This window comes from Lentzea sp. NPDC036955 (assembly GCF_055608005.1).
The window spans coordinates 487,939-510,530 of sequence record NZ_JBVJRC010000001.1; the positions used below are offsets into that span (position 1 = coordinate 487,939).

21 protein-coding genes and 1 pseudogene are annotated in these 22,592 nt (G+C 71.1%); 13 read left to right on the plus strand and 9 right to left on the minus strand.

What is annotated here, in order from left to right:
* Positions 1-48: 48 nt before the first annotated feature.
* Both ACZ7CF_RS02390 and ACZ7CF_RS02395 read right to left on the minus strand, forming a co-directional pair.
* A complete protein-coding gene (locus tag ACZ7CF_RS02390) occupies positions 49-684 on the minus strand; it encodes a maleylpyruvate isomerase N-terminal domain-containing protein (RefSeq protein WP_470368612.1) in 636 nt (211 codons plus the stop codon).
* Between the two features lie 58 nt (positions 685-742).
* Entirely contained in the window at positions 743-2,092 is a 1,350-nt protein-coding gene (locus ACZ7CF_RS02395) for a replication-associated recombination protein A (protein ID WP_360386981.1), read from the minus strand.
* 37 nt (positions 2,093-2,129) lie between these two features.
* Here ACZ7CF_RS02395 and ACZ7CF_RS02400 point away from each other — a divergent pair, with 37 nt between their 5' ends.
* The 6 genes from ACZ7CF_RS02400 to ACZ7CF_RS02425 all read left to right on the plus strand — a co-directional run bounded on the left by ACZ7CF_RS02400 (position 2,130) and on the right by ACZ7CF_RS02425 (position 7,656).
* Positions 2,130-2,732 carry a uridine kinase family protein gene (locus tag ACZ7CF_RS02400; RefSeq protein ID WP_360386979.1) on the plus strand — a complete coding sequence of 201 codons (603 nt, stop codon included), beginning with the start codon at positions 2,130-2,132 and terminating at the stop codon, positions 2,730-2,732.
* A gap of 82 nt (positions 2,733-2,814) precedes the next feature.
* The gene (locus tag ACZ7CF_RS02405; protein ID WP_470368613.1) at positions 2,815-3,792 is read left to right on the plus strand and encodes a DUF7847 domain-containing protein; all 978 of its coding nucleotides are present in this window, start codon (positions 2,815-2,817) and stop codon (positions 3,790-3,792) included.
* On the plus strand, positions 3,779-4,378 hold the full coding sequence (locus tag ACZ7CF_RS02410; RefSeq protein WP_360386973.1) for a DUF4129 domain-containing protein: 600 nt from the start codon (positions 3,779-3,781) through the stop codon (positions 4,376-4,378). Before ACZ7CF_RS02405 ends, ACZ7CF_RS02410 begins: the two co-directional genes overlap by 14 nt.
* Entirely contained in the window at positions 4,375-5,406 is a 1,032-nt protein-coding gene (locus ACZ7CF_RS02415; protein WP_470368614.1) for a DUF4350 domain-containing protein, read from the plus strand. Before ACZ7CF_RS02410 ends, ACZ7CF_RS02415 begins: the two co-directional genes overlap by 4 nt.
* A complete protein-coding gene (locus ACZ7CF_RS02420; protein WP_470368615.1) occupies positions 5,403-6,365 on the plus strand; it encodes an AAA family ATPase in 963 nt (320 codons plus the stop codon). The genes ACZ7CF_RS02415 and ACZ7CF_RS02420 overlap by 4 nt, the downstream gene beginning before the upstream one ends.
* A 1-nt stretch (position 6,366) precedes the next feature.
* Positions 6,367-7,656, plus strand: coding sequence for a DUF58 domain-containing protein (locus ACZ7CF_RS02425; protein WP_470368616.1), 1,290 nt, complete (start codon positions 6,367-6,369; stop codon positions 7,654-7,656).
* 200 nt (positions 7,657-7,856) lie between these two features.
* Here the strand turns inward: ACZ7CF_RS02425 and ACZ7CF_RS02430 are convergent, their stop codons facing one another.
* On the minus strand, positions 7,857-8,864 hold the full coding sequence (locus ACZ7CF_RS02430; RefSeq protein WP_470368617.1) for a stage II sporulation protein M: 1,008 nt from the start codon (positions 8,862-8,864) through the stop codon (positions 7,857-7,859).
* Between the two features lie 19 nt (positions 8,865-8,883).
* Between ACZ7CF_RS02430 and ACZ7CF_RS02435 the strand changes: the two genes are divergently transcribed.
* Positions 8,884-9,636: an RDD family protein gene (locus tag ACZ7CF_RS02435; protein WP_360386959.1), complete on the plus strand. Its 753-nt coding sequence runs from the start codon at positions 8,884-8,886 to the stop codon at positions 9,634-9,636.
* On the opposite strand, the gene ACZ7CF_RS02440 is transcribed toward ACZ7CF_RS02435, so the two are convergent.
* A complete protein-coding gene (locus tag ACZ7CF_RS02440; RefSeq protein WP_470368618.1) occupies positions 9,607-10,023 on the minus strand; it encodes a nuclear transport factor 2 family protein in 417 nt (138 codons plus the stop codon). The two genes, ACZ7CF_RS02435 and ACZ7CF_RS02440, sit on opposite strands and share 30 nt — an antisense overlap.
* A 78-nt stretch (positions 10,024-10,101) precedes the next feature.
* Between ACZ7CF_RS02440 and ACZ7CF_RS02445 the strand changes: the two genes are divergently transcribed.
* The gene (locus ACZ7CF_RS02445; RefSeq protein WP_360386953.1) at positions 10,102-10,617 is read left to right on the plus strand and encodes a TetR/AcrR family transcriptional regulator; all 516 of its coding nucleotides are present in this window, start codon (positions 10,102-10,104) and stop codon (positions 10,615-10,617) included.
* Here ACZ7CF_RS02445 and ACZ7CF_RS02450 read toward each other — a convergent pair.
* The 4 genes and pseudogenes from ACZ7CF_RS02450 to ACZ7CF_RS02465 all read right to left on the minus strand — a co-directional run bounded on the left by ACZ7CF_RS02450 (position 10,596) and on the right by ACZ7CF_RS02465 (position 12,972).
* Positions 10,596-11,384 carry an energy-coupling factor ABC transporter ATP-binding protein gene (locus tag ACZ7CF_RS02450; protein ID WP_360388340.1) on the minus strand — a complete coding sequence of 263 codons (789 nt, stop codon included), beginning with the start codon at positions 11,382-11,384 and terminating at the stop codon, positions 10,596-10,598. The genes ACZ7CF_RS02445 and ACZ7CF_RS02450 overlap by 22 nt on opposite strands.
* Positions 11,373-12,011 (minus strand): annotated as a pseudogene (gene cbiQ / locus ACZ7CF_RS02455) (cobalt ECF transporter T component CbiQ); the annotation flags it as partial. The pseudogene cbiQ and the gene ACZ7CF_RS02450, both read right to left, overlap by 12 nt.
* Positions 12,008-12,289: a PDGLE domain-containing protein gene (locus tag ACZ7CF_RS02460; protein WP_360386950.1), complete on the minus strand. Its 282-nt coding sequence runs from the start codon at positions 12,287-12,289 to the stop codon at positions 12,008-12,010. The gene ACZ7CF_RS02460 and the pseudogene cbiQ, both read right to left, overlap by 4 nt.
* Positions 12,286-12,972, minus strand: coding sequence for an energy-coupling factor ABC transporter permease (locus ACZ7CF_RS02465; RefSeq protein ID WP_470368619.1), 687 nt, complete (start codon positions 12,970-12,972; stop codon positions 12,286-12,288). The genes ACZ7CF_RS02460 and ACZ7CF_RS02465 overlap by 4 nt, the downstream gene beginning before the upstream one ends.
* 289 nt (positions 12,973-13,261) lie before the next feature.
* On the opposite strand from ACZ7CF_RS02465, the gene ACZ7CF_RS02470 reads away from it, so the two are divergent.
* Together ACZ7CF_RS02470 and ACZ7CF_RS02475 are read left to right on the plus strand one after the other, a co-directional pair.
* Positions 13,262-15,376, plus strand: coding sequence for a glycosyl hydrolase family 95 catalytic domain-containing protein (locus ACZ7CF_RS02470; protein WP_470368620.1), 2,115 nt, complete (start codon positions 13,262-13,264; stop codon positions 15,374-15,376).
* Between the two features lie 42 nt (positions 15,377-15,418).
* The gene (locus ACZ7CF_RS02475; RefSeq protein ID WP_470368621.1) at positions 15,419-16,768 is read left to right on the plus strand and encodes a pyridoxal phosphate-dependent decarboxylase family protein; all 1,350 of its coding nucleotides are present in this window, start codon (positions 15,419-15,421) and stop codon (positions 16,766-16,768) included.
* A gap of 99 nt (positions 16,769-16,867) precedes the next feature.
* Here ACZ7CF_RS02475 and ACZ7CF_RS02480 read toward each other — a convergent pair whose 3' ends face one another.
* Positions 16,868-17,383 (minus strand): MarR family winged helix-turn-helix transcriptional regulator, encoded by a 516-nt coding sequence (locus ACZ7CF_RS02480; RefSeq protein ID WP_245816540.1) that lies wholly within the window; start codon positions 17,381-17,383, stop codon positions 16,868-16,870.
* Between the two features lie 375 nt (positions 17,384-17,758).
* On the opposite strand from ACZ7CF_RS02480, the gene ACZ7CF_RS02485 reads away from it, so the two are divergent.
* From ACZ7CF_RS02485 to ACZ7CF_RS02495, 3 genes are all read left to right on the plus strand, one after another.
* Positions 17,759-19,108, plus strand: a complete 1,350-nt coding sequence (locus tag ACZ7CF_RS02485; RefSeq protein ID WP_360386938.1) for a glutamine synthetase family protein — start codon at positions 17,759-17,761, stop codon at positions 19,106-19,108.
* A gap of 10 nt (positions 19,109-19,118) precedes the next feature.
* Positions 19,119-21,605 (plus strand): DEAD/DEAH box helicase, encoded by a 2,487-nt coding sequence (locus tag ACZ7CF_RS02490; RefSeq protein ID WP_360386935.1) that lies wholly within the window; start codon positions 19,119-19,121, stop codon positions 21,603-21,605.
* Between the two features lie 397 nt (positions 21,606-22,002).
* The gene (locus ACZ7CF_RS02495) at positions 22,003-22,290 is read left to right on the plus strand and encodes a hypothetical protein (RefSeq protein WP_360386932.1); all 288 of its coding nucleotides are present in this window, start codon (positions 22,003-22,005) and stop codon (positions 22,288-22,290) included.
* The last annotated feature ends 302 nt before the right edge of the window (positions 22,291-22,592 follow it).

The window sequence follows — 22,592 nt, forward strand, 5'->3', positions numbered from 1 at the left end:
CAGGGGCGGGACCTCGGGGCGTTGAAGGCACAGCATCGGGCAACCTGCTCAGAACGCGGTGATGTCCTGCGGGGCGCGTTCCCCGCGGCTGAACGCGCGCACGATGTCGATGCCCCTGTGGCGGTTCAGGGCCAGGCGCGACAACAGGTCGATGACGGTCTCGTGCACGTGGCGCGGGAACTCCGGGGTGTCCACGCCGACGCTCACGGCCAGGTCGTCCGCGTGCACGACGAACTCCATCACGCGGCTGGGCAGGTAGTCGTCCAGCAGCACGGCCCACGGGCCCCAGTGCGGCATGCGGACGGGGCGGTTGCCGGCCGCCGCCAGCAGTTCTGGCAGTGCCGCCACGGTCCGCTCGAAGCGGTCGCACAGGTCGGCGTGGCCGCCGGAGGCCACGTGCTCGCCGCCGTCGCGGATGCGCGTGTGGAAATCGGAGTCGACGTCGAGCTCGGTCCAGCCCGCGCGCGCGTAGTGCTCCATCAGCGGGACGGTGGGCACGTCCTCCGCCGGCGCCTCCAGCATGCCCGGCAACGGCAGGACCTGGTAGGCGATGTGGCCGGCGAGACCGCTGACGCCGAACTCCGGCAGCGCGCTCGGGTCGTTCCAGTGGTCGGCGACCTGAGGGGTGCGCAGCAACGTCAGCACCTGGCGCGCGGTGGCCAGGAAGTCGTCGGTGATCGTCATGCGTCCGACGCTACCGCCGGATCCCGTTGGCGGGCACCGGTTCCGCCGCACTCGCGGATCACCCGCCCCGCACGACCCTGCGCAGCTTGGGCAGGCGGTCGGCGACGGCGCGTTCGGCGCCGCGGCCGGTCGGCTCGTAGTAGTCGCGGCCCACCAGGTCGTCCGGCGCGTACTGCTGCTGGAGCACGCCTTCCGGCACGTCGTGGGGATAGCGGTAGCCCTGGGCGTTGCCGAGCTTGGCCGCACCCGCGTAGTGGCCGTCGCGCAGGTGCGCGGGCACCGCACCGGTGGCGCCCTTGCGGACGTCCTCTATCGCGGCGTAGATCGCGGTGGTCACGGCGTTGGACTTCGGCGCGGTCGCCAGGTGGATGGTGGCCTGGGCGAGGTTCAGGGCGCACTCGGGCAGGCCGATCAGCTGCACGGCCTGGGCGGCGGCGACGCACGTCTGCAGTGCGGTCGGGTCGGCCATGCCGACATCCTCGCTGGCGTGGATCACCAGGCGGCGCGCGATGAACCGCGGGTCCTCGCCCGCCTCGATCATGCGGGCCAGGTAGTGCAGCGCGGCGTCCACGTCCGAGCCGCGGATCGACTTGATGAACGCCGACGTCACGTCGTAGTGCTGGTCGCCGTCGCGGTCGTAGCGCACCGCAGCCTTGTCCACAGTGGACTCCAGCAGCGACAGGGTGATCACGCCGTCGTTGGACGCGAGCGCCGAGTCCGCCGCGGCCTCCAGCGCGGTCAGCGACCGGCGGGCGTCACCGCCGGCCAGCCGGACCAGGTGTGCCAGCGCGTCGGGTTCCACGACGACCGAACCGCCCAGGCCGCGTTCGTCGGCCACCGCGCGTTCCACGACCGTGCGCACGTGCTCGTCGGTCAGCGACCTGAGCTGCAGCACCAGCGACCGCGACAGCAGCGGGGACACCACGGAGAAGAACGGGTTCTCGGTGGTGGCCGCGACGAGCAGCACGATCCGGTCCTCGACCGCGCCGAGCAGGGCGTCCTGCTGGGTCTTGGAGAACCGGTGCACCTCGTCGATGAACAGCACGGTCGACTCGCGCGAGCGGACCAGCCGGCGCCGGGCCTCGTCGATGACCGCGCGGACCTCCTTCACGCCCGCGGACAACGCCGACAGTGCGACGAACCGGCGGCCGGTCGCCCTCGACACCAGCGTGGCGAGCGTCGTCTTGCCGGTGCCGGGCGGGCCGTAGAGCATCACCGACGCGGGCGTGGCGCCCTCGACCAGGCGGCGCAGCGGTGCGCCGGGACCGAGCAGGTGGTCCTGTCCGACGACCTCGTCGAGTGAGGCGGGGCGCATCCGCACGGCCAGCGGGGCGTTGGCCGCGATGCGCTCGGCCTTCTCCTCGTCGGTCGCGCCGAACAGGCCCTCGTCGAACAGACCTTCGCTCATGCGTTCGAGCCTAACCCGTGTGCGAGGATTGCCCCTCGTGCCCATCCCAGTGCCCGCTCCCAGGGCCGTCCTGCTGGCCGGCCCGTCCGGCTCCGGCAAGTCGACGCTGGCCGCCCACCTCGGCTGGCCGGTGCTGCGCCTCGACGACTTCTACCGCGACGGCGACGACCCGCTGCTCCCCCGCGACGACCACGGCCGTGCCGACTGGGACGACGTCGGGTCGTGGAACGCCGGCGCCGCACTGGCCGCCGTGGTCGAGCTCTCCACGACCGGCACGGTCCAGGCGCCGGTGTACTCCATCGGCGAGGACCGCAGAACGGGCTGGCAGACGATCGAGCTGGGCGACGCGCCCGCGTTCGTCGCGGAAGGACTGTTCGCCGACCTGCTGGTCGACGGCGCGCGGAAGGCCGGGGTGCTCAGGGACGCGATCGTGCTCGCGCCCAGCGCGCCGGTGACGTTCGCCCGGCGGTTCGCCAGGGACGTGGCCGAGGCCCGCAAGCCGGTGCCGGTGCTGGTCCGCCGCGGGTTGCGGCTCCTGCGTCAACAACCGGTGGTGGTGCGCCGTTGCACTGACGCGGGCATGCGCGCGATGAGCCCTCACCGCGCCCGTGCCGAGCTCGGGACCACTGCCAATTCGTGATCGACTCGCTCCGCGGTCCGCCTGTACCGCGAGCGCGCTTCTGGCAGGATTCCGCCAACACCACGACCGGGGGTAAGCCGCGATGTCCGACACGCCCGGCTGGTCTTCACCCGACCAGCCCCACCAGCAACCGCACCAGCCTCCGCACGGCTACAACGCGCCGCCGCCGCCGGGCGCGCAGCCGTCGATGAAGCCCGGTGTGATCCCGCTGCGCCCGCTCGCGATCGGCGAGATCGTCGACGGTGCCGTCAGCACCATGCGCAAGCACCCGAAGCTCATCATCGGCGCGGCCGTCGTCGTCGCCGCTGTGACGCAGGTCCTCGGCCTGCTGGTGCAGCTGCCGTTCCTCGACGACCTCACCTCGGTCGCCACGCTCGACCCGAACACCATGACCCAGCAGGAGGCGGTGGACCAGCTCACCAGCGGTCTCGTCGGCTTCTTCACCGGCACGCTGCTCAGCGTGCTGCTGCTGGTGGTCGGCACGGTGTTCCTCTCCGGCTTCGTGACCGTGGTCGTCGGCCGCGCCGTGCTGGGCCAGCCGGTCACGTTCGCCGAGGCCTGGGACGAGTTCAAGCCGCGGCTGCTGCCGTTGCTGGGCGCGACGCTGCTCTACGGCCTGGCCGTCACCGCCGGCGCGATCCTCTGCGTCGTCCCCGGCGTCTGGCTGTGGGTGCTGTTCGGCCTCGTCACCCCGGCGCTGGTGCTGGAGCGCTGCGGCGTGGGCACCGCGTTCGGCCGCTCGCGGACCCTCGTGCGGGGCGCGTGGTGGCGGACGTTCGGCGTCCTGCTGCTCGCCGCGCTGATCAGCGCGATCATCAACTGGATCATCAGCATCCCGTTCACCCTGCTCGGGTCGGCCACGACCGGTTTCTCCGGCGACCCCACGGCCGCGCTGAGCATCGGGTCGCTGGTGTTCACGACCATCGGCGCGATCATCGCCTCGACGATCACGCTGCCGTTCACCGCGGCGGTGACCGTGCTGGTCTACGTCGACCGGCGGATGCGCGCCGAGGGCATGGACATCGAGCTCCAGCGGGCCGCGGGGCATGGCGGTCTCTGACGTACCCGTCGACCTCGACCGCGACGAGGCCCGCGAGGCCGCCGTCCGGGAGCTGAGCGACCCGGCGTACGTCTCCGACGACCCGAACCCGGTCGAACGCGCCCTGCGGTGGGTGCTGGAGCAGCTGGACGAGCTGTTCGCGGGTGCCGGGGGCATGAGCGGCATCACCGCCGTCACGATCATCGTGGCGGTGGTGGTGCTCGTCGTGGTCGTCGTCCGGTTGCGCACCGGGCGCACCGGCCGCGCGCTGCGGTCGGGTGCGCAGGTCTTCGGCGACGCGGTCATGACCGCGGCCGAGCACCGGGCCGCGGCCGACCGCGCGGCCGCCGCCGGCGACTTGGCCGAGGCGGTCCGCGAACGGTTCCGCGCCGTGGTGCGGGAGCTGGAACAACGGGGAGTGCTCGACGCGCGGGCCGGTCGCACCGTCGCCGAGGTGGCCGCCGAGGCGGGTCGCTCGCTGCCGGGCCTCGCCGACGACCTGCGCGGCGCGGCGGTGCAGTTCGACGACGTCCGGTACGGCGGCCGGACCGCCACGGACCAGGGCTACCGGCAGCTGGTCTCCGTCGACGACCGGGTGCGCGGATGACCGCGGTCTCCCCCGACGCGGGGCGGATCTGGTCCGCCGCCAGAGGACCACTGCTCATCGGCGTGATCATCCTCGCGACGGCCGTCGTGATCACGGTGCTGCGCGGCAGCGGCGAGGGCGGCTCGCTCGACCCCCGCTCGTTCCAGCCGCAGGGCAGCCACGCGCTGGCGGAGCTGTTGCGGCAGAACGGGGTGCGCGTCGAGCTCACCGACGACGTGTCCACGGTGGACGGTGCGACGCTGTTCGTCGCGCAGCCGAACCTGATCGACCCGGCACGGCTGGCCGGCCTGAGCGAGGCGGCCGCGGCGACCGTGCTCGTGGCACCGGCGAGCGACCTGGGCCGCGTGGAGGTCGAGACCCGCCAGCCGGGTTGCCCGCTCGCGGACCGGGCCGGTGCGGTCACGACCGGCGGGTTCACCTACACCGGCGAGCAGAGCTGCTACGACTCGACGCTGGTGCGCACCGGCACGGTCACGATGATCGGGTTCGGCGGCGTCTTCACCAACGACGACCTCGACGAGGAGGGCAACGCCGCGCTCGCGCTCGCGTTGCTCGGCCAGCACGAACGGCTGGTCTGGTACCTGCCGGCCGCGGCGGACCGCTCGCAGCAGAAGGCGCTGTCCGACCTCGTCCCGGCCGGATGGCTGTTCGCGGCGCTGCAGCTGGGGATCGCGGCCGTGGTGGTCGCGCTGTGGCGGGCCCGCAGGCTCGGCCGGGTGGTGCCAGAACGGCTGCCGGTCGTGGTGCGCGCCGCCGAGACCGTGGAGGGCAGGGCCCGGCTGTACCGGTCCTCGCACGCGGCGGGCCACGCGGCGGCGGTGCTGCGGCAGGCAACCCGCGACCGGCTGGCACCGCTGCTGGGCGTGCCGGTGGGTGCGGACCCGTCCGAGGAGATCGCCCGCAGGACTTCGCGTCCGGTGCCGCAGGTGCGGACGCTGCTCTACGACGACGGGCCGGTGGACGACCGGGGGCTGGTCGCGCTGGCCGACGAGCTGGACGCTCTGGAGAACGAGGTGCGCAAGGGATGACGGCAGTGGTCACCACCGAGGAAGCACGCACGGCGCTGGTGGCGTTGCGCACGGAGATCGGCAAGGCCGTGGTGGGCAACGACGCCGCGGTGACGTCGCTGATCCTCGCGTTGCTGTGCAAGGGGCACGTGCTGCTCGAAGGCGTGCCCGGCGTGGCGAAGACGCTGCTCGTGCGGGCCATGGCGAAGGCACTGGACCTGGAGACGACGCGGGTGCAGTTCACGCCGGACCTGATGCCGGGCGACCTGACCGGGTCGCTGGTCCACGACGCGCACAACGCCACGTTCTCGTTCCGCGAGGGCCCGGTGTTCACGAACCTGCTGCTGGCCGACGAGATCAACCGCACGCCGCCGAAGACGCAGTCGGCGCTGCTGGAGGCGATGGAGGAACGGCAGGTGTCCGCGGACGGCAAGACCCGGCCGCTGCCGGCGCCGTTCATCGTCGTGGCCACCCAGAACCCGGTGGAGTACGAGGGCACCTACCCGTTGCCCGAGGCGCAGCTCGACCGGTTCCTGCTCAAGGTCACCATGCCGGTGCCAGGGCGGGAGCAGGAGATCGACGTGCTGACCCGGCACGCGTCCGGGTTCGACCCGCGCGACCTCTCGCACCTGTCGGCGGTGGCCGGAGCGGAGCACCTGGAGGCTGGTTCCGCGGCCGTGCGCGCGTTGACCGTCGCGCCCGAGGTGATCGCGTACGTCGTGGACGTGTGCCGTGCGACGCGCCAGTCCCCCGCGGTGCGCCTGGGCGTTTCTCCGCGTGGCGCAACGGCTCTGCTCGCTGCCGCACGGGCGTGGGCGTGGTTGTCCGGGCGTGACTACGTGACGCCGGACGACGTGAAGTCGCTGGCGAGGCCCGCGTTGCGGCACCGGCTGGAGCTGCGCCCGGAGGCCGAGCTGGAGGGCGTGACGGCGGACGGCGTGCTGGACGGCGTGCTCGGGGCCGTTCCGGTGCCGCGCTGACGTGGCGCTCACGGGCCGCGCGGCGCTGCTCGCGCTCATCGGGGTGTTCGTCGTCGGGCTGGTCTTGCCGTCGTGGCAAGGAATTCTCGTCGTGCTCGCGGTGCTGGTCGTGTGTGTGGCGGCCGATCTCGTGCTGGCGGCGGGCGTCCGGCGGTTGACGTTCTCCCGCGCGGGAGCGACGTCTGTGCGCACGGGCGAGCTGTGCTCGGTGCAGTTGACGGTGCACAACCCCGGTCGTCGGTTGCGCGGTGTTCTCCGGGACGCGTGGGCGCCTTCGGCGGGGGTGGTGGCCGACCGGGTGGCCGTGGACGTGCCCGCCGGCGGGTCGCGGACGCTGACGTTCGAGCTCCGGCCGGTGCGCCGAGGGGACCGCACGGCGGATCGCGTGACCGTGCGTTCTCCGGGGCCGCTGGGGATCGCGGCCCGGCAGGGGTCGCACGAGGTGCCGTGGACCGTGCGCGCGTTGCCGCCGTTCCACAGCCGCAAGCACCTGCCGCCGTTGCTGGAACGCCTGCGGGAGCTCGACGGCCGCCGGGCGTCGCTGATCCGCGGCGCGGGCACGGAGTTCGACTCGCTGCGGACGTACGTGATCGGCGACGACGTGCGGTCGATCGACTGGCGTGCGTCGGCGCGGTCATCGGACGTCGTGGTGCGCACGTGGCGGCCGGAACGCGACCGGCAGGTGCTGATCGTGCTGGACACCGCGCGCACGGCGGCCGGTCGGGTCGAGGGCTCGCTGGGTGGCCTGCCCCGGCTGGACACGGCCATGGACGCGGCGCTGCTGTTGTCCGCGCTCGCCGTTCAGGCGCGCGACCAGGTCGGCTTCCTGGCCCACAGCGGCAAGGTGCGGGCCTCGGTGCCGCGCGCGACGCTGCCGGCCCTGGTCGCCGCGATGGCACCGCTGGAGGCCGAGCTGGTCGAGTTCGACGCCCGCGGCGCGGTCGCGGAGGTGCTGCGGCGTGCCGCGCGCCGGTCGCTGGTCGTGCTGCTCACTTCGCTGGAACCGTCGATCGAGCACGGCCTGCTGCCGCTGCTGCCGGCTCTGGCCGCGCGGCACCGGTTGCTCATCGCGTCGGTGTCCGACCCGGCGGTGCACGCGATGGCCGCCGGACGCGGTGACCTGGAAGCCGTCTACAACGCCGCCGCCGCGGAACGCACGTTGGCCGAACGCCGCCGTCTCACCGCTTTGCTCGCACGGCACGGTGTCGAGGTCGTGGACGCGTTGCCCGACGACCTGCCTCGCGCGCTCGCGGACCGCTACCTGTCGCTGAAGGCGGCAGGCAAACTCTAAGCACCTGTCCAGCAGTCTCGCCCGCCCCTCTCTGCTGCCCAGGCGTCTGCAAGTACCACCAACACTTGATCGAATCGCCGCTGACTACCACCAACTCGCGCCGCCACCGGCCGGACCACGAACGGCCGGCGGCGCTGTTGGTAGTGGAAAAGTGCCTGTTGATGTTGAGTTGGTAGTACTTGCAGACGCTGGCGACCTGCTCAGACGGACGTGGGCACGACGTCCTCGCGCTCGCCCGCGTCCACGTCCCCGGTCTCGCCCTCCAGCGCCGCCCGCCGCCCGATCACGAAGACGTACAGCAGGAACAGCACCTCGGCGGCCACGCCGATGCCGACCCGCGCCCACGTCGGCCACCCCGACGGCGTCACGAACCCCTCCAGCACACCGGACACCAGCAGCACCACGACCAGCCCGAGCGCCACGGCCACCACCGCGCGGCCCTCGGTGGCGAGCGCGGCAGCACGGGTGCGCGGGCCGGGGTCGATGACCTGCCAGCCCAGCCGCATGCCGATGCCCGCCGCGACGAACACCGCCGTCAGCTCCAGCAGGCCGTGCGGTGCCAGCAGCCCCAGGAACACCTCACCGCGGCCGGCGCCGAACATCAGGCCGACGCCGACGGCGAGGTTCACGGCGTTGGTGAAGAGCAGGTAGACCGGCGGGAGCGCGAACAGCACGCCGAGCAGCAGGCACGCGGCGGCCACCCAGGCGTTGTTCGTCCACACCTTGGCCGCGAACGAGCCCGCCGGGTCGCTGGAGTAGTACGCCTCGTAACCGCCGCCAGCCCTGGTCATCTCGCGCAGCTCGTCGGGTGCGGCGATCAGCGCCTGCACGTCCGGGTTCGTCGCGATCCAGGCCGCCATGACACCGGTGAGCAGGTAGGACGCCACCCCGGCCGGAACCCACCAGCGCCATCCGCGGTAGACGGCAGCCGGGAACCGGTGTGTGAAGAAACGGGTGAAGACGCGCCATGCGGGCGTGTGCGTGCCCGTCACCGCAGCGCGCGCACGCGCGACCAAAGTGGAGAGACGTTCCACGGTGGCCACGTCCGGTGTCTGGCTGCGCACGGTCGACAGGTGCGTGGTGACGCGCTGGTAGAGCTCGATCAGCTCGTCGGCCTCGGGCCCGGTCAACCGGCCGGACCTGCCGACCAGCTGGTCGAGCCGCTCCCACGACGCGCGGTTGCGCTCGATGAACACGTCCAGATCCACGATGGGTCACACTATCCGCGTGGGGGATCTCGTCACCGGTGAAGCGGTAGTTCTGGACCTGCGCGTGGCGCGGCTGGCCAGCAGGGCGGTCGCGTTCGCGTTCGACGTGCTCGTGCAGTTCCTGTTGTTGCTCGGCGTGTTCCTGTTGTCGCCGATCGGCTTCGACGACGCGCTGCAGTCGGCGCTCGCGTTGTCGCTCACGATCGCCGTGCTGGTCGGGTACCCGGCCGCGGTGGAGTCGTTGACGCGCGGCCGGTCGCTGGGCAAGCTCGTCATGGGACTGCGGGTGGTGCGCGACGACGGCGGCTCGATCCGCTTCCGCCACGCCCTGGTGCGCGCGCTCACCGGGTTCTTCGTCGACTTCTGGGCGCTGGGCCTCGGCGGCGCGGTGGCGTTGTTCGTGTCGCTGTTCTCCGCGCAGGGCAAGCGGGTCGGCGACTACCTCGCGGGCACCGTCGTGGTGCACACGCGGGTGCCGGAGCAGGCGGTGACGCCGGTGGAGATGCCGGCACCGCTGGCCGAGTGGGCCCAGGGCCTCGACCTGTCGCAGCTGCCGGAGGAGCTGGTGCTCGCGGCGCGGCAGTACCTGGGCCGCTACCACGAGCTCGGCGAGAGGGCGCAGCTGGAGCTCGGGGCGCGGCTCGCGGACGACGTGGGTGCCGCCGTCCGGTCGCCGCGCGCCGAGCACGTCCACCCGTACCCGTACCTGGCCGCCGTGCTGGCCGAGCGGCGCGGCCGGGCGTCAGGCGCCCAGCAGTTCGGTCAGCAGTAGCGGGTTCATGTAGTCGTCGTAGCGGGCGATCTCGCCGTCGCGCAGGTGGATGACCGCGATGGCGGTGAAGGTGTAGTGGTCCTGCTTCACCTTCGACCACCCCCTGTGCGTGATCTCGGCGACGACCACGTCCGGGTCGTCGGTGAGCCGGGTGATCGCCTCGACGTGCTGGACCTCGATCTTCTCGCGGACCCGCGCGCTCCTCATCTTGTCGAAGTAAGCGCGGATCTCGTTGCGGCCCTTGATCTCCGGCTGCTGGAACGGTGCCGGGAACCGGTAGGCCATCACGCCGTCCTCGGTGAACAGGTCCGCGAACGAGTCGTGGCCCTGCTCCCCCGCGACCTGCCTGCGGACGTGCTCGACGATCTCCGCCGGTGTGCGTGCCATCTGTCCTGCCCCCATCTCTAGAATCGGAACGGTGACCCCGGTTATGACGATACGGAACGCACGCCCCGGTTGGCAACGATGAGGGCCGACGCGGCGCGGAACCGCGAGAAGGTGCTGGCGGCAGCACGGGAGCTGTTCGCGTCGAAGGGCATCGACGTGCCGCTCGACGAGATCGCCGCGCACGCCGGGGTCGGGCCCGGCACCGTCTACCGGCACTTCCCGACCAAGCAGGCGCTGTTCCAGGCCGTCACGGACGCGCGCGTCTCGGCGATGGTCGAGTCGGCCGCCGCCCCCGCCGGCGATCCGGGCGCGGCGCTGTTCGCGTTCCTCGGGCGGATGGCGGACGAGGCGGCGGCGAAGCGGGACCTGTCCGACGCGATCACCGTGCCGTCCGAGCTGCGGGACCGGCTGCACGCGGCGCTCGGCGGGCTGCTGGAACGGGCTCAGGCCGCCGGTGCGGTGCGCGCGGACGTGACGACGAAGGACCTGGTGGCGCTGATGAAGGGGATGCTGCAGAGCCTGCACGAGGGGGCGAACCCCGCGCTGCTGCTGGAGATCGTGACCAGCGGGCTTCAGTCGAGCCGGAAGCCGTAGGGCAGTTCGAGGCGGTGGCGGGCGAGCAGGTCGGCGTCGGCGAGGAGCTCGCGGGTGGGTCCGTCCGCGACGACCACGCCGTCGTCGACCAGGACGCTGCGCGGGCAGGTCTGCAGCGCGAACGGCAGGTCGTGGGTGACCACGAGCATCGTGCGGCCCAGGCCGAGCAGCAGTTCGGCGAGCTCGCGGCGGGCCACGGGTTCCAGGTTCGCGGACGGCTCGTCCAGCACCAGGACCTCCGGGTCGCACGCGAGCACCGTGGCGAGCGCGACGCGGCGGCGCTGACCGCCGGACAGGTGCAGGGGTGAGCGGTCGGCGACCGCCTCCATCCCGACCGCCCGCAACGCCCCCAGCACCCGTTCGTCCACATCGGACATGCCGAAGTTCTGCGGGCCGAACGCGACGTCCTCGCGCACGGTCGGGCAGAACAGCTGGTCGTCCGGGTCCTGGAAGACCAGGCCGACGCGGCGGCGGATCTCGCGCAGGTTCGCCCTGCTGACTTCGAGGCCCGCGATCGCAACCGTGCCGGAGCCGCCGGAGTGGACGCCGTTGAGGTGCAGTGCCAGCGTGGTCTTGCCGGCGCCGTTCGGGCCGAGCACCGCGACCCGTTCGCCGCGCTCGACCCGCAGGTTCACGCCGAAGAGCGCCTGGTGGCCGTCCGGGTAGGCGAAGGCGAGCTTGGAGACCTGCACCGCCGCGGCGGCCGGGGTCTCGGGGACGATCGTGGCCGAACCTCCCGGCCGGCCGGTCCAGCCGCGCGACACCATGGCGAGGTGCACCCTCTCTCCGCGTTCGTAGGACCGGATGAACAGCGTGCCGACCGAGCGGGCCAGCGCACCGGCCTGCCACAGGAACCGCGGGTCGTCGCCGCGGGAGATGCGGGCGACGCGCATCCGCTTCGCCTCGCCGGCCACGACCTCGCCGTAGCGCAGCATCAGCGTGGCGATCATGATCATCGACGCGGGCACGCGCAACCGCTGCAGGCCCTTGAGCAGGTCACCGGGTGCGGTGGTGGCGGCCAGCGTGAGGCTGACCAGCACGCCGAGCGTGCCCTTGGCCAGGATGTTCCACCCGGCGAGCGCGCCCTCGACCGAGACCGAGACGCCGAGGAGGTCGGTGCGCGGGCCCGTGCCGAAGATCGGCAGCAGGAACGCGAGCACCACGAACGGCACCTCGATCACCGCGCGCTTGAGGAACCACCACGGCGAGACGCGTGCTACCGCCCAGACGGCGACGAGCACGAGGAGGTAGAGCCCGAAGGCGGGGAACCACGTGCGCGGGGTGGCCACGACGCCCAGCACCGCCGCGAACGCCACGAGGATCTTCACGTGGGGTGCGAGGCGGTGCACCGGTGAGTCACCGGCGTGGTGCAGGACGTGGTGGCTCCCGCTCATGCCTTCGTCTTCTTGCGCAGCAGCCAGAACAGCCCGAACGACAGTCCGAGCACGACCACCACGCCGAGCACGCCCGCGAGGCCGGTGAACCGGTCGTCACCGCCGAGCGCGTAGTCGGCGAAGGCGCTGCCCGCGAACGGGTGCTCCTGCGCGTGCTCGGCGATGCCGGTGTCCTCGACCGTCTTGTCCAGGCCGTCCGGGTCGCCGGAGGCGAAGTACGACAGCACGCCCGCGATCAGCAGCGACACCACCGCGAACCCGAGGAAGAACCTCTTCACGACCGGACCTCCAGCGGCGAGCGGGTGCCCTTGAGCAGGTGCACGAGGTCAGGCCGGATCGCGGCGACCGACGTGACGGTCGCGGCGGTGATCAGACCCTCACCGACGCCGATCAGCGCGTGGAAGCCGAGCATGAGGAGTGCGACCTGGCCGATCTCCACCCCGCCCTGCCCGCCGATCGCGTACTCGACGACGAACCCCGTCGCGGCGAGCAGCGTGTTGACCAGCGCCGACACGAACGCGACGACCGCGAGCCCGTCCTTGCCCCGGTTCGCGAGCCCCCGCAGCGCCACCGCCACCGCGAACCCGGCCGCGGTGCCGATCAGGGCCATGTTGGTGACGTTGGCGCCCAGCGCCGTGAGCCCGCCGTCGGCGAACAGCAGCGCCTGCACCACCAGCACGATCGTCACGCACAGCGCACCGACCCAGGGGCCGACCAGGATCGCCGCGAGCGCACCGCCGAGCAGGTGCCCGGACGCACCCGGCAGGATCGGGAAGTTGATCATCTGGACGGCGAAGATGAAGGTCGCGACGAGCCCGGCCATCGGGGCGGTCCGGTCGTCCAGGTCGGCGCGGGCCTTCACCAGCGCGACCCCGACGCCCACCGCGGCGATGGCCAGGAACGCGACCGACGTCGGCGCGTTCAGCAGGCCGTCGCTCATGTGCATGGCAATGGCTGACATGTGCGGTCACGCTAATTGCCGGACCTCTGCTGTGGCTAGGACTGTGCAACAACGATTTGGGGGCAACAGCGCGGTGATCGTCACAGCGTCGCTAGTCATCGGATGACTTCTGCGGTTAGATCCGTTCCGCCGCCGCCACGGCACGGAGGGACCAACAGTGACAGAGCTGTCGCGTAGAACCTTTCTGTACGGAACAGGCGCAGCCGTGGGTGCGTCGGCACTGGGCTCGGGCACCTCGGTCGCAGCGCCGACCGCCCCTGAGACATCGGGTCACAACGTCCACCGGGACGTGGTCCGCGACGCCCGGATGGAGTGGCGGCGGCTGCCGCAGAACTGGGGCGACAGCCCGTTCCTCGCGAACGGCTTCCTGGGCGTGCAGGTCTACGCCGGGCGCACGCCGGACGAGCTGAAGCTGATGCTCAGCCACTCCGAGGTGCAGGACCAGCGCGAGCACTGGGAGGCCGCGATCGGGCTGTCCCGATTGCCGATCGGGTACCTGACACTGCGGTTCGCCGGCGCGATCACGGCCGTGGACTGGACGCTCGACCTGTGGAACGCGGAGCTGACCGGCTCGGTGACCACCACGCAGGGCAGTGCCACCTTCACGATGCTGGTGCACAACGCGCGCAGCACGTTCCTCGCGTCCGTGCGCGGTGACGTGACCTGGGGGTTCCAGCCGCTGGAGTCCTCGACGACCCGCCAGGTCCGCAGGCCGGCCGACTACACCGCGAACCCCGTGCCGGCGCTGGGCACCGCGAACGGCGTCTCGTACGCCGCGCAGCCGTTGCACGCGGGCGGTGGCTACACGACGGCCTGGTCGGCCCGCGGCGGCCGGTTCGCGGCCCATGTGGCGTACACGCATCCCGCGGACACGCACACGTCTGACGCGATCCGTGAGGTGCGCACGGCGCTGGCGATCCCGTTCGAGGTACTGCTGCTGCAGCACCGCCGTTGGTGGAACGCGTACTTCGCCAAGTCGCTGGTGTCGGTGCCGGACAAGCTCGTGCAGCGCTTCTACTGGTTGCAGCTCTACAAGATGGCCGCCGCCACCCGCGCCGACGCGCCGGTCATCAGCGAGTGGGGGCCGTGGTTCCCCGAGCAGGGCAACAGCTGGACGGCCGTGTGGTGGAACCTCAACGTCCAGATCTCGTACCCGCTGGTCAACGGCTCGAACCACCACGAGCTCGACGCCGTGACGACCACGCTGAAGCGCTACGAGCACAACCTCGAACGCAACATCAACCCCGCCTACCGGGACGGGGACTCGTACGCGATCTGCCACCCCGGCGACCGCACGTTGCGCTCCGGGCCGCGCTACTGCGGTGTGCCCGGCGTGGCGCCGAATGACCACACGGGCAATCTTCTGTGGGCGTGCCACAACGTGTGGCTGGGCTACCGGCACACGATGGACGAGAAGATCCTCAGGGACGTCCTCTTCCCGATCCTCACCAAGGCCGTCAACTACTACGCGCGGTTCCTCGTCGAGGGCACCGACGGCAGGCTGCACCTGCCGGAGACGCGGTCACCGGAGTACGCCAACGCCACGGACACGACCTACGACCTCTCGCTGATCCGCTGGGGCGTGCGCACGCTGCTGTCGATCGAGGAGAACCCGCGCTGGCGGGACGTGCTGACCCGGCTCGTGCCCTACCACCTGGGTCCGGACGGCGCGTTGATCGGCAAGGACGTGGCGCTCACCGACTCGCACCGGCACTTCTCGCACCTGCTGTGGTTCTACCCGCTGCGCGAGCTCACGTGGGACGTGGCCGAGCACCGCGACCTGATCGCGCGGACGTTCGACCACTGGGTGTCGCGCCGCGAGGCCTGGGCCGGCTACAGCTACGGCGCCGCGTCCGCGATGGCCTCGGCGATGGGGCGGCCGGAGGAGGCGCTGGCGTTCCTGCGCCACTTCCTCGACCGCAAGCCGGTCGGGTCCAACGCGGTGCTCACCGAGAACTCCTTCTACCGCGAGGGCAGCAACCTCGCGATCGAGTCGCCGCTCATGTCCGGCCAGGCCGTGCTGGAGATGATGGTCCAGTCGCACAACAACGTCGTGCGCGTCTTCCCGTCCGTCTCGCAGACGTGGGCCGACGCGTCCATCTCGTCGTTGCGCACCCAAGGCGCGTTCCTGGTCGACGCGTCACGGTCGGGCGGGCGCACCGACTGGGTGCGGGTGCACTCGGAGGCCGGTTCGCCGCTGGTGCTCGACCACGGCATCACCGGTGACATCGACGTGCGCGACCCGTGGGGCCGGCGACTGAACCACAAGCAGCAGGGTTCGGCCATCGTCGTGCCGTTGCGGCGTGGGCAGACGGCCATCGTCAGTCGCAAGGGCACTCGTCCGAACGTCGTAGCGCGCGATGTGACGGCCAACGGCTCGTCTTCGCGCTGGGGTCTGCCGTAACGTCCGAATTCGAACAACCGGATCGGACGAGTGGGGTGTGCGGTGGATCTTCAGCACTGGCTCAACGAGGCGCTGACCAACCACGAGAAGTGGACCGCCGAGTACGGCACCTTCACACCCCACTCGTCCGTCGAGGTCGACCCGGCGCTCTTCGGGTCGGCGCTCGCCGAGCTGCAGGACCGGCTGCGCGACAACTACCCGTTCTTCCACCCGCGCTACGCGGGCCAGATGCTGAAACCGCCGCACCCGGCCGCCGTCGTCGGCTACCTGTCGGCGATGCTGATCAACCCGAACAACCACGCGCTGGACGGCGGCCCGGCGACCGCGGCGATGGAACGCGAGGTCGTGGCCGGTCTCGCGGGGATGTTCGGCTACGGCGAGCAGCACCTCGGCCACCTCACCTCCAGCGGCACGATCGCCAACCTGGAGGCGTTGTTCGTCGCCCGGTCGCTGCATCCGGGCCGTGGCGTCGCGTACTCCTCCGAGGCGCACTACACACACTCGCGCATGTGCGGTGTGCTCGGTGTCGAGGGGTTCCCCGTGCCCGTGGACAGTCGCGGGCGCATGGACCTGGACGCTCTCGAAGCGCTGCTGCGCGGCGGCAAGGTCGGAACGGTCGTGGTCACGCCGGGAACCACCGCTTTGGGTGCCATCGAACCGGTGCATCTCGTGCTGGACATCGCACGGCGTTACGACGTGCGGGTGCACGTGGACGGTGCGTACGGCGGGTTCTTCGCGTTGCTCGCGGGCACGGACCTGGCGCCGGAGCCGTGGGAGGCCATCGGATCGTGTGACTCCGTCGTGGTCGATCCGCACAAGCACGGTCTTCAGCCCTACGGCTGTGGTGCGGTGTTGTTCCGCGACCCGTCCGTGGGCCGCTTCTACCTGCACGATTCGCCCTACACGTACTTCACGTCCGACGAGCTGCACCTCGGTGAGATCAGTCTGGAGTGCTCCCGTGCCGGTGCGGCCGCCGCAGGGCTGTGGCTGACGCTGAAGCTGCTCCCGCTGACCCGCGAGGGCCTGGGCGAGGTGCTGGCGGCCGGACGGCGCGCGGCCGTGCGGTGGGCGGGGCTGATCCGCGAGTCGGAGCAGCTGGAGCTCTACCAGGAGCCCGAGCTCGACATCGTCACGTACTTCCCGCGGACCAGCCCGCTGACACTCTCGGCCGTGGACGCGGCGGCGCACCGGGTGATGCAGACCGGCATGAACGCCGCCGTCGACCCGGTGTTCCTGAGCGTGGCACGGGCGTCGAAGGAGGCGTTCGCAGCACGGCACCCCGGCGTGGCGGCGGACGCGAACGGTGCGCGGGTGCTGCGCAGCGTGCTGATGAAGCCGGAGTCCGAGGAGTACCTCGACACGCTGCACGCGCGGGTGCTCAGCCTGCTCTGACGGTGCAGGTCAAGCGGCCTGCGCTCCGGGTCGGACAGCGGGGGAACGCCGAAGTGGGCGACTCACCCCCGGTGAGTCGCCCAACGGGCGCGCAGGTCCTCAGCCGTGCTTGGCGCGGCGGCCGGAGCGGCGCGGCGGCAACGGCGTGTCGCCGCGCAGGTCGAGCCGGCGCTGCTCGCCGTTGGCCTCCAGGTGCGTCACCATCCGGCGCAGCATCTCGGCCAGCGACTGCGCCTCCGACGACTCCAGCGGGTCGGAGACGAAGACCTCCTCCTCGTTGAACTTGGGGAAGAGGTCGGCCATCAGTTCTTCACCCTCAGGGGTGAGGCGCAGGACCGCGAGGCGCCCGTCGGTCGGGTGGCCCATGCGCTCCAGCAGGCCCCGCGACTGCAGCGTCTTGGCGACGCCGGTCAGGGTGCCCTTGGAGATGCCGGCCTCCTCGGCGACGTATCGCGTCTCCATCTCGCCCCAGATCCACACGACCCAGAGCACGACGAAGCCGGTCCAGGTCAGATCGCTGGTGCGCAGCACCGAGTTCTCGAGGTGCTGCCGGATCGCGGTCGCGGCGCGGTGGATGTTCGACACCGCCGCCATCTGCTCGCGACGCAGTGGCACCGCACCGAGCTTGGCTTGGACGGCCTTCTCGGTCTCGGCAATCGTGTGGTGACCAGACAACTCAAAGTCTCCCGTGCTCGAGCTCAGGTGTTCCCGGCACAATACTTGCGGTTCCGAAGTATGTCTTCGACCTGGTGGTTTCGATCCGGCACGAGTCTGCTCGCGCTGTGATCACGATGTCACATCGCGCATGGTCCCGTGACGGTCGTCACCCGTCCAGTTACGGACTGTTGCCCAGTGGTGGACGATGAGTGCGGAGCCCCCAGCTGAGACCGAGCACGGTCTGCGCTCCACGGACGGGTCGACAGCGCTCGCACCTCGAACGTTGTCCCCTTCCGCGCCAGCGACGCACTGGGCCAGGAAAGGTAGTTCGACGTGGTCGGTGAACAGGTGACACGGGAGCTCGCGGCAAGACTCGGCGACGACGGCATCGACGTGGTGCGCGTCGTCTTCCCCGACCTGCTCGGCACGGACCGGGGGCGCGACGTCCTCGTCGAACACCTACCTGCGGTGACGCAGCGCGGGCTGTCGTTCTGCCGGGCCGTCTACAGCACCACGCCGGGCGGCAAGACCACCGAGAACGGCGGGGTGCTCGACGCGGGGCTGCCCGACGTGATCGTGGTGCCCGACCTCGACACGCTGCTGCCGATCCCCTGGGAGCCGGGGGTCGCGTGGTGCATCGGCGACGCGCTCAGCCCGGCCGACGAGCGACCCGTCGACGAATCACCCCGCCAGGTGCTGCGCAGGGCGCTGGAGGTGTTCGAGACCACAGGTCTCTCGCCGGTGGTCGGGCCGGAGCTGGAGTACTTCCTCTGCGAACCCGACGAAGACCGCCCGAACGGGTGGCGGCCGTACTGCGACGAGCCGGGCAACGTGTACGCGACCGGTCGCCGCGGCGACTCGGACGGTCACCTGCTGAGAACCCTCCGGACGTTGAGCTCGGCGGGCCTGCAGACCACCGGCGGCAACCACGAGTACGCCGGCGGGCAGTTCGAGATCAACCTCGTGCACTCCCCCGCGATGGACGCGGCCGACCGGGCGTTCCGGTTCAAGACCTCGGTGAAGGAGCTCGCCCGGCGCGAGGGGCGGCTGGCGACGTTCATGGCCAAACCGTTCAACGACGGCGGCGGCTCCGGCTTCCACCTGCACCTGTCGTGCCACGAGAAGGACGGCCGCAACGCGTTCCAGGCGGCGGGCACCTCGCACGGCCTGTCGGACGAGGCGCGCTGGGCGATCGGCGGCATCCTCACCCACGCACCGGCGCTGGCCGCGCTGCTCAACCCGACGGTCAACTCCTACAAGCGGTTCGGCCCGGACTCGCTCGCCCCGTGGCTGATCGACTGGGGCCTCGACAACCGCAGCTCGATGCTGCGGGTCCCGGCCGAGCGCGGCGAGACCACCCGGCTGGAGCTGCGCCTGGGCGACGCGAGCGCGAACCCGTACCTGGGCATCGCGGGCCTCATCGCCGCCACCTACCTGGGCATCCGCGACCGGATCGACCCGCCGCGCCCCTCTGCGGGCTACGGCTACGACCCGTCCAAGGCCCCGACGCTGCCCGCCACGCTGCCGGACGCCCTCGCCTACCTGGAGGAGGACACGGCGATGGTCGAGGTGCTGGGCAAGGACTTCGTCCGGTCCTATGTGGACTTCAAGTGGGAGGAGGTGGCCCGCTTCCAGCGGTTCGTGACCGACTGGGAGTTCACCGAGTACGCGTACCACCTATAGTTCACCCGCGATGACTGCACTCACGGACCGGCTCACCTCGATCGCCGACGAAGACGAACTGTTCGACACCTTCTCCGGGTGGGCCGCCGAACGCGGCCTGGCGCTGTACCCCGCGCAGGAGGAGGCGGTCATCGAGCTGGTCTCGGGGGCGAACGTCATCCTCAGCACGCCCACCGGGTCGGGCAAGAGCCTGGTGGCCATCGGTGCCCACCTGGTCGCGATGGCGGGCAACCAGCGCAGCTTCTACACCGCGCCGATCAAGGCGCTGGTCTCGGAGAAGTTCTTCGCGCTGTGCGAGGTGTTCGGGCCGGAGAACGTCGGCATGATGACCGGCGACGCCTCGGTGAACGACCAGGCGCCCATCATCTGCTGCACCGCCGAGATCCTCGCGAACATCGCGCTGCGCGACGGGACGGCCGCGGACGTCGGCCAGGTCGTGATGGACGAGTTCCACTTCTACTCCGAGCCCGACCGCGGCTGGGCGTGGCAGGTGCCGCTGATCGAGCTGCCCCAGGCCCAGTTCCTGCTGATGTCGGCGACGCTGGGCGACGTCGCGTTCTTCGAGAAGGACCTGACCCGGCGCACCGGCCGCCCGACCGCGGTGGTCCGTTCGGCGCAGCGCCCGGTGCCGCTGAACTTCCAGTACGTCCTCACGCCGTTGCACGAGACGATCGAGGACCTGCTGCACGGCCGCGAGGCGCCGATCTACGTCGTGCACTTCACCCAGGCCGCCGCGCTGGAACGCGCGCAGTCGCTGATGAGCGTCAACGTGGCGACCAAGCAGGAGAAGGAAGCCATCGCCGACCTCATCGGCAACTTCCGGTTCTCCTCCGGCTTCGGCAAGACGCTCTCGCGGCTGGTGCGGCACGGCATCGGCGTGCACCACGCGGGCATGCTGCCCAAGTACCGGCGGCTGGTCGAGCAGCTCGCCCAGGCCGGTCTGCTCAAGGTCATCTGCGGCACGGACACCCTCGGCGTCGGCATCAACGTGCCGATCCGCACGGTCGTGTTCACGGCGCTGGCGAAGTACGACGGCACCCGCACCCGCATCCTCAAGGCCCGCGAGTTCCACCAGATCGCCGGCCGGGCCGGTCGCGCCGGCTACGACACCGTCGGCACCGTCGTGGTGCAGGCGCCCGAGCACGAGGTCGAGAACCGCAAGGCGCTGCTGAAGGCGGGCGACGACCCGAAGAAGAAGCGCAAGGTCGTCCGCAAGAAGGCGCCCGACGGGTTCGTGTCGTGGAGCGAGTCGACGTTCGAACGGCTCGTGGGCGCCGAGCCGGAGCCGCTGACGTCGTCGTTCCAGGTCTCGCACGCGATGCTGCTGAACGTGATCGGCCGCCCGGCCGGTGGCGCGTTCCAGGCGATGCGGCACCTGCTGGAGGACAACCACGAGGACCGCCCGAAGCAGCTCAAGCACATCAAGCGCGCCCTGGCGATGTACCGGGCCCTGGTCGCGGCCGGTGTCGTGGAACGCTCCGGCGGCGACTTCCGGCTCACGATGGACCTGCAGTTCAACTTCGCGCTGAACCAGCCGCTGTCGCCGTTCGCGCTCGCGGCGATCGAGCTGCTCGACCGGGAGGCCCCCGGCTACGCGCTGGACGTGCTGTCGGTGATCGAGTCCACGCTGGACGACCCGAGGCAGATCCTGGGCGCGCAGGAGCACAAGGCCCGCGGCGAGGCCATCGGCGCCATGAAGGCCGAGGGCATCGAGTACGACGAGCGCATGGAGCTGCTGGAGGACGTCACCTACCCGAAGCCGCTGGAGGAGCTGCTGGAGGCGGCGTTCCTCACCTACCGCCGCGGCCACCCGTGGGTCGGCGACTACCACCTGTCCCCCAAGGCCGTCGTGCGCGACATGTACGAGCGCGCGATGACGTTCACCGAGTACGTCTCGTTCTACGGCCTGGCCCGCTCGGAGGGCCTCGTGCTGCGCTACCTGGCCGACGGCTACAAGGCCCTGTCGCAGACGGTGCCGGAGGAGGCCAAGACCGAGGAGCTGCAGGACCTGATCTCGTGGCTGGGCGAGCTCGTCCGCCAGGTCGACTCGTCGCTGATCGACGAGTGGGAGAAGCTCACCAACCCCGACGGCACGGTGCAGGAGGTCCGCGTGGACCAGCCGCCCGCTGTCACCCGCAACACCCGCGCGTTCCGGGTGCTCGTGCGCAACGCCCTGTTCCGCCGCGTCGAGCTCGCCGCCAAGCGCGACTGGTACTCGCTGGGCGAGCTGGACCACGAGTCCGGCTGGACGGCCAAGGAGTGGATGGACGCCCTGGAGCCGTACTTCGAGGAGCACTCGGACATCGGCACCGGCCCCAACGCGCGCGGCCCGGCGTTCCTGATCATCAACGTCGAGCAGGAGCGCTGGGTGTGCCGGCAGATCTTCGAGGACCCGGCAGGCGACAAGGACTGGGGCTTCAACGCCGAGGTCGACCTGGCCGAGTCCGACGAGCTGGGCGAGGCGGCGCTGACCATCACCGACGTCGGCCGGCTCTGAGGCCGACCCCGCGCCCCGGTCGCGGAACCGGGCCGCGGACCGTTTCGCGAATCCCGTACGAATTCGAACGACTCTTCGTCGTTCTCCGGCCTGGGTGCGCGCGACAGCGGCCACGACAAAAGCGTTAATGCGCAGAATCCGGGGTTACCTGGATTCTGCACCCGCTAAACGTTGAAACCCGATGCATTTCAGCGATCGGGCATAACCGCTGGCCAGTTGAGACGACGGCTCCACCGGGGCGCTATGACGGCTTGATTGGCCGGGTGGTCCGGTCGGGGCAACATCATTGCGCCGCACCTCCGCGGTCGAGATATGGTGTTGCCCATGGGGGAATTAGTTCGCGCTCGTTCTCGGCAGCCGCAGCCGCCCACTGGCGCACCACCACGGGAGGAGTGAAGTGGACCCGGCACTGGACTCGCTGCGCGACCGGCTGGCGGAGATCGTCGCGTCGCCGCCGGACAACACCGAAGCCCTCGTCGACACGCTGAGCGGACTGGCCAAGCTCTCGAACCAGTGGTCCGAGGCGATCCAGGCGTTGCGCGCGCCCACCCGCAGACTCGTCGGGCCGGCCGCTGCCGCCTCGGTGAGCGTGGCGGCGCGGCGCGCGGAGGAGTCGTTCATCGAACTGGAGATCACGCTGGGTGACGCGCTGGCGGCTCAGCCGAGGGCGATCCGGCAGTCCTGAGGCCGCCGCTCGCGTGACCAGGCAACTGCACGGTGGGTGACGACGGCGCCGATGACAGGGGCCAGACGCACCCGTTCGGAGGGTTCCCGTACCTCCTCGACCTGTCGGATGATGCGCCAATTGGGCTTTCTGGGGTCGAGGGGGTGCTTGCCGTGCGCACGACGGGCAACCGGACCCCCGCGGCGACTCACCCTCCGTGAGGAGGCATGATCGCGTATCCGACGCCCTCGGCTCACCAGGCGCGCGTTGACCGAGCGTGGTCCAGTCGCGCCACGTGAGGATCGGCCGTACACAGTTTGGAC

Bases quoted from the DNA above. Each gene is read 5' to 3' on its own strand.
- ACZ7CF_RS02445 (WP_360386953.1), top strand. From the start codon at position 10,102: ATGAGGGCCGACGCGGCGCGGAACCGCGAGAAGGTGCTGGCGGCAGCA.
- ACZ7CF_RS02395 (WP_360386981.1), bottom strand. From the start codon at position 2,092: ATGAGCGAAGGTCTGTTCGACGAGGGCCTGTTCGGCGCGACCGACGAG.
- ACZ7CF_RS02465 (WP_470368619.1), bottom strand. From the start codon at position 12,972: ATGTCAGCCATTGCCATGCACATGAGCGACGGCCTGCTGAACGCGCCG.
- ACZ7CF_RS02390 (WP_470368612.1), bottom strand. From the start codon at position 684: ATGACGATCACCGACGACTTCCTGGCCACCGCGCGCCAGGTGCTGACG.
- ACZ7CF_RS02440 (WP_470368618.1), bottom strand. From the start codon at position 10,023: ATGGCACGCACACCGGCGGAGATCGTCGAGCACGTCCGCAGGCAGGTC.
- ACZ7CF_RS02410 (WP_360386973.1), top strand. From the start codon at position 3,779: ATGGCGGTCTCTGACGTACCCGTCGACCTCGACCGCGACGAGGCCCGC.
- ACZ7CF_RS02415 (WP_470368614.1), top strand. From the start codon at position 4,375: ATGACCGCGGTCTCCCCCGACGCGGGGCGGATCTGGTCCGCCGCCAGA.
- ACZ7CF_RS02420 (WP_470368615.1), top strand. From the start codon at position 5,403: ATGACGGCAGTGGTCACCACCGAGGAAGCACGCACGGCGCTGGTGGCG.
- ACZ7CF_RS02490 (WP_360386935.1), top strand. From the start codon at position 19,119: ATGACTGCACTCACGGACCGGCTCACCTCGATCGCCGACGAAGACGAA.
- ACZ7CF_RS02405 (WP_470368613.1), top strand. From the start codon at position 2,815: ATGTCCGACACGCCCGGCTGGTCTTCACCCGACCAGCCCCACCAGCAA.
- ACZ7CF_RS02450 (WP_360388340.1), bottom strand. From the start codon at position 11,384: ATGGTGTCGCGCGGCTGGACCGGCCGGCCGGGAGGTTCGGCCACGATC.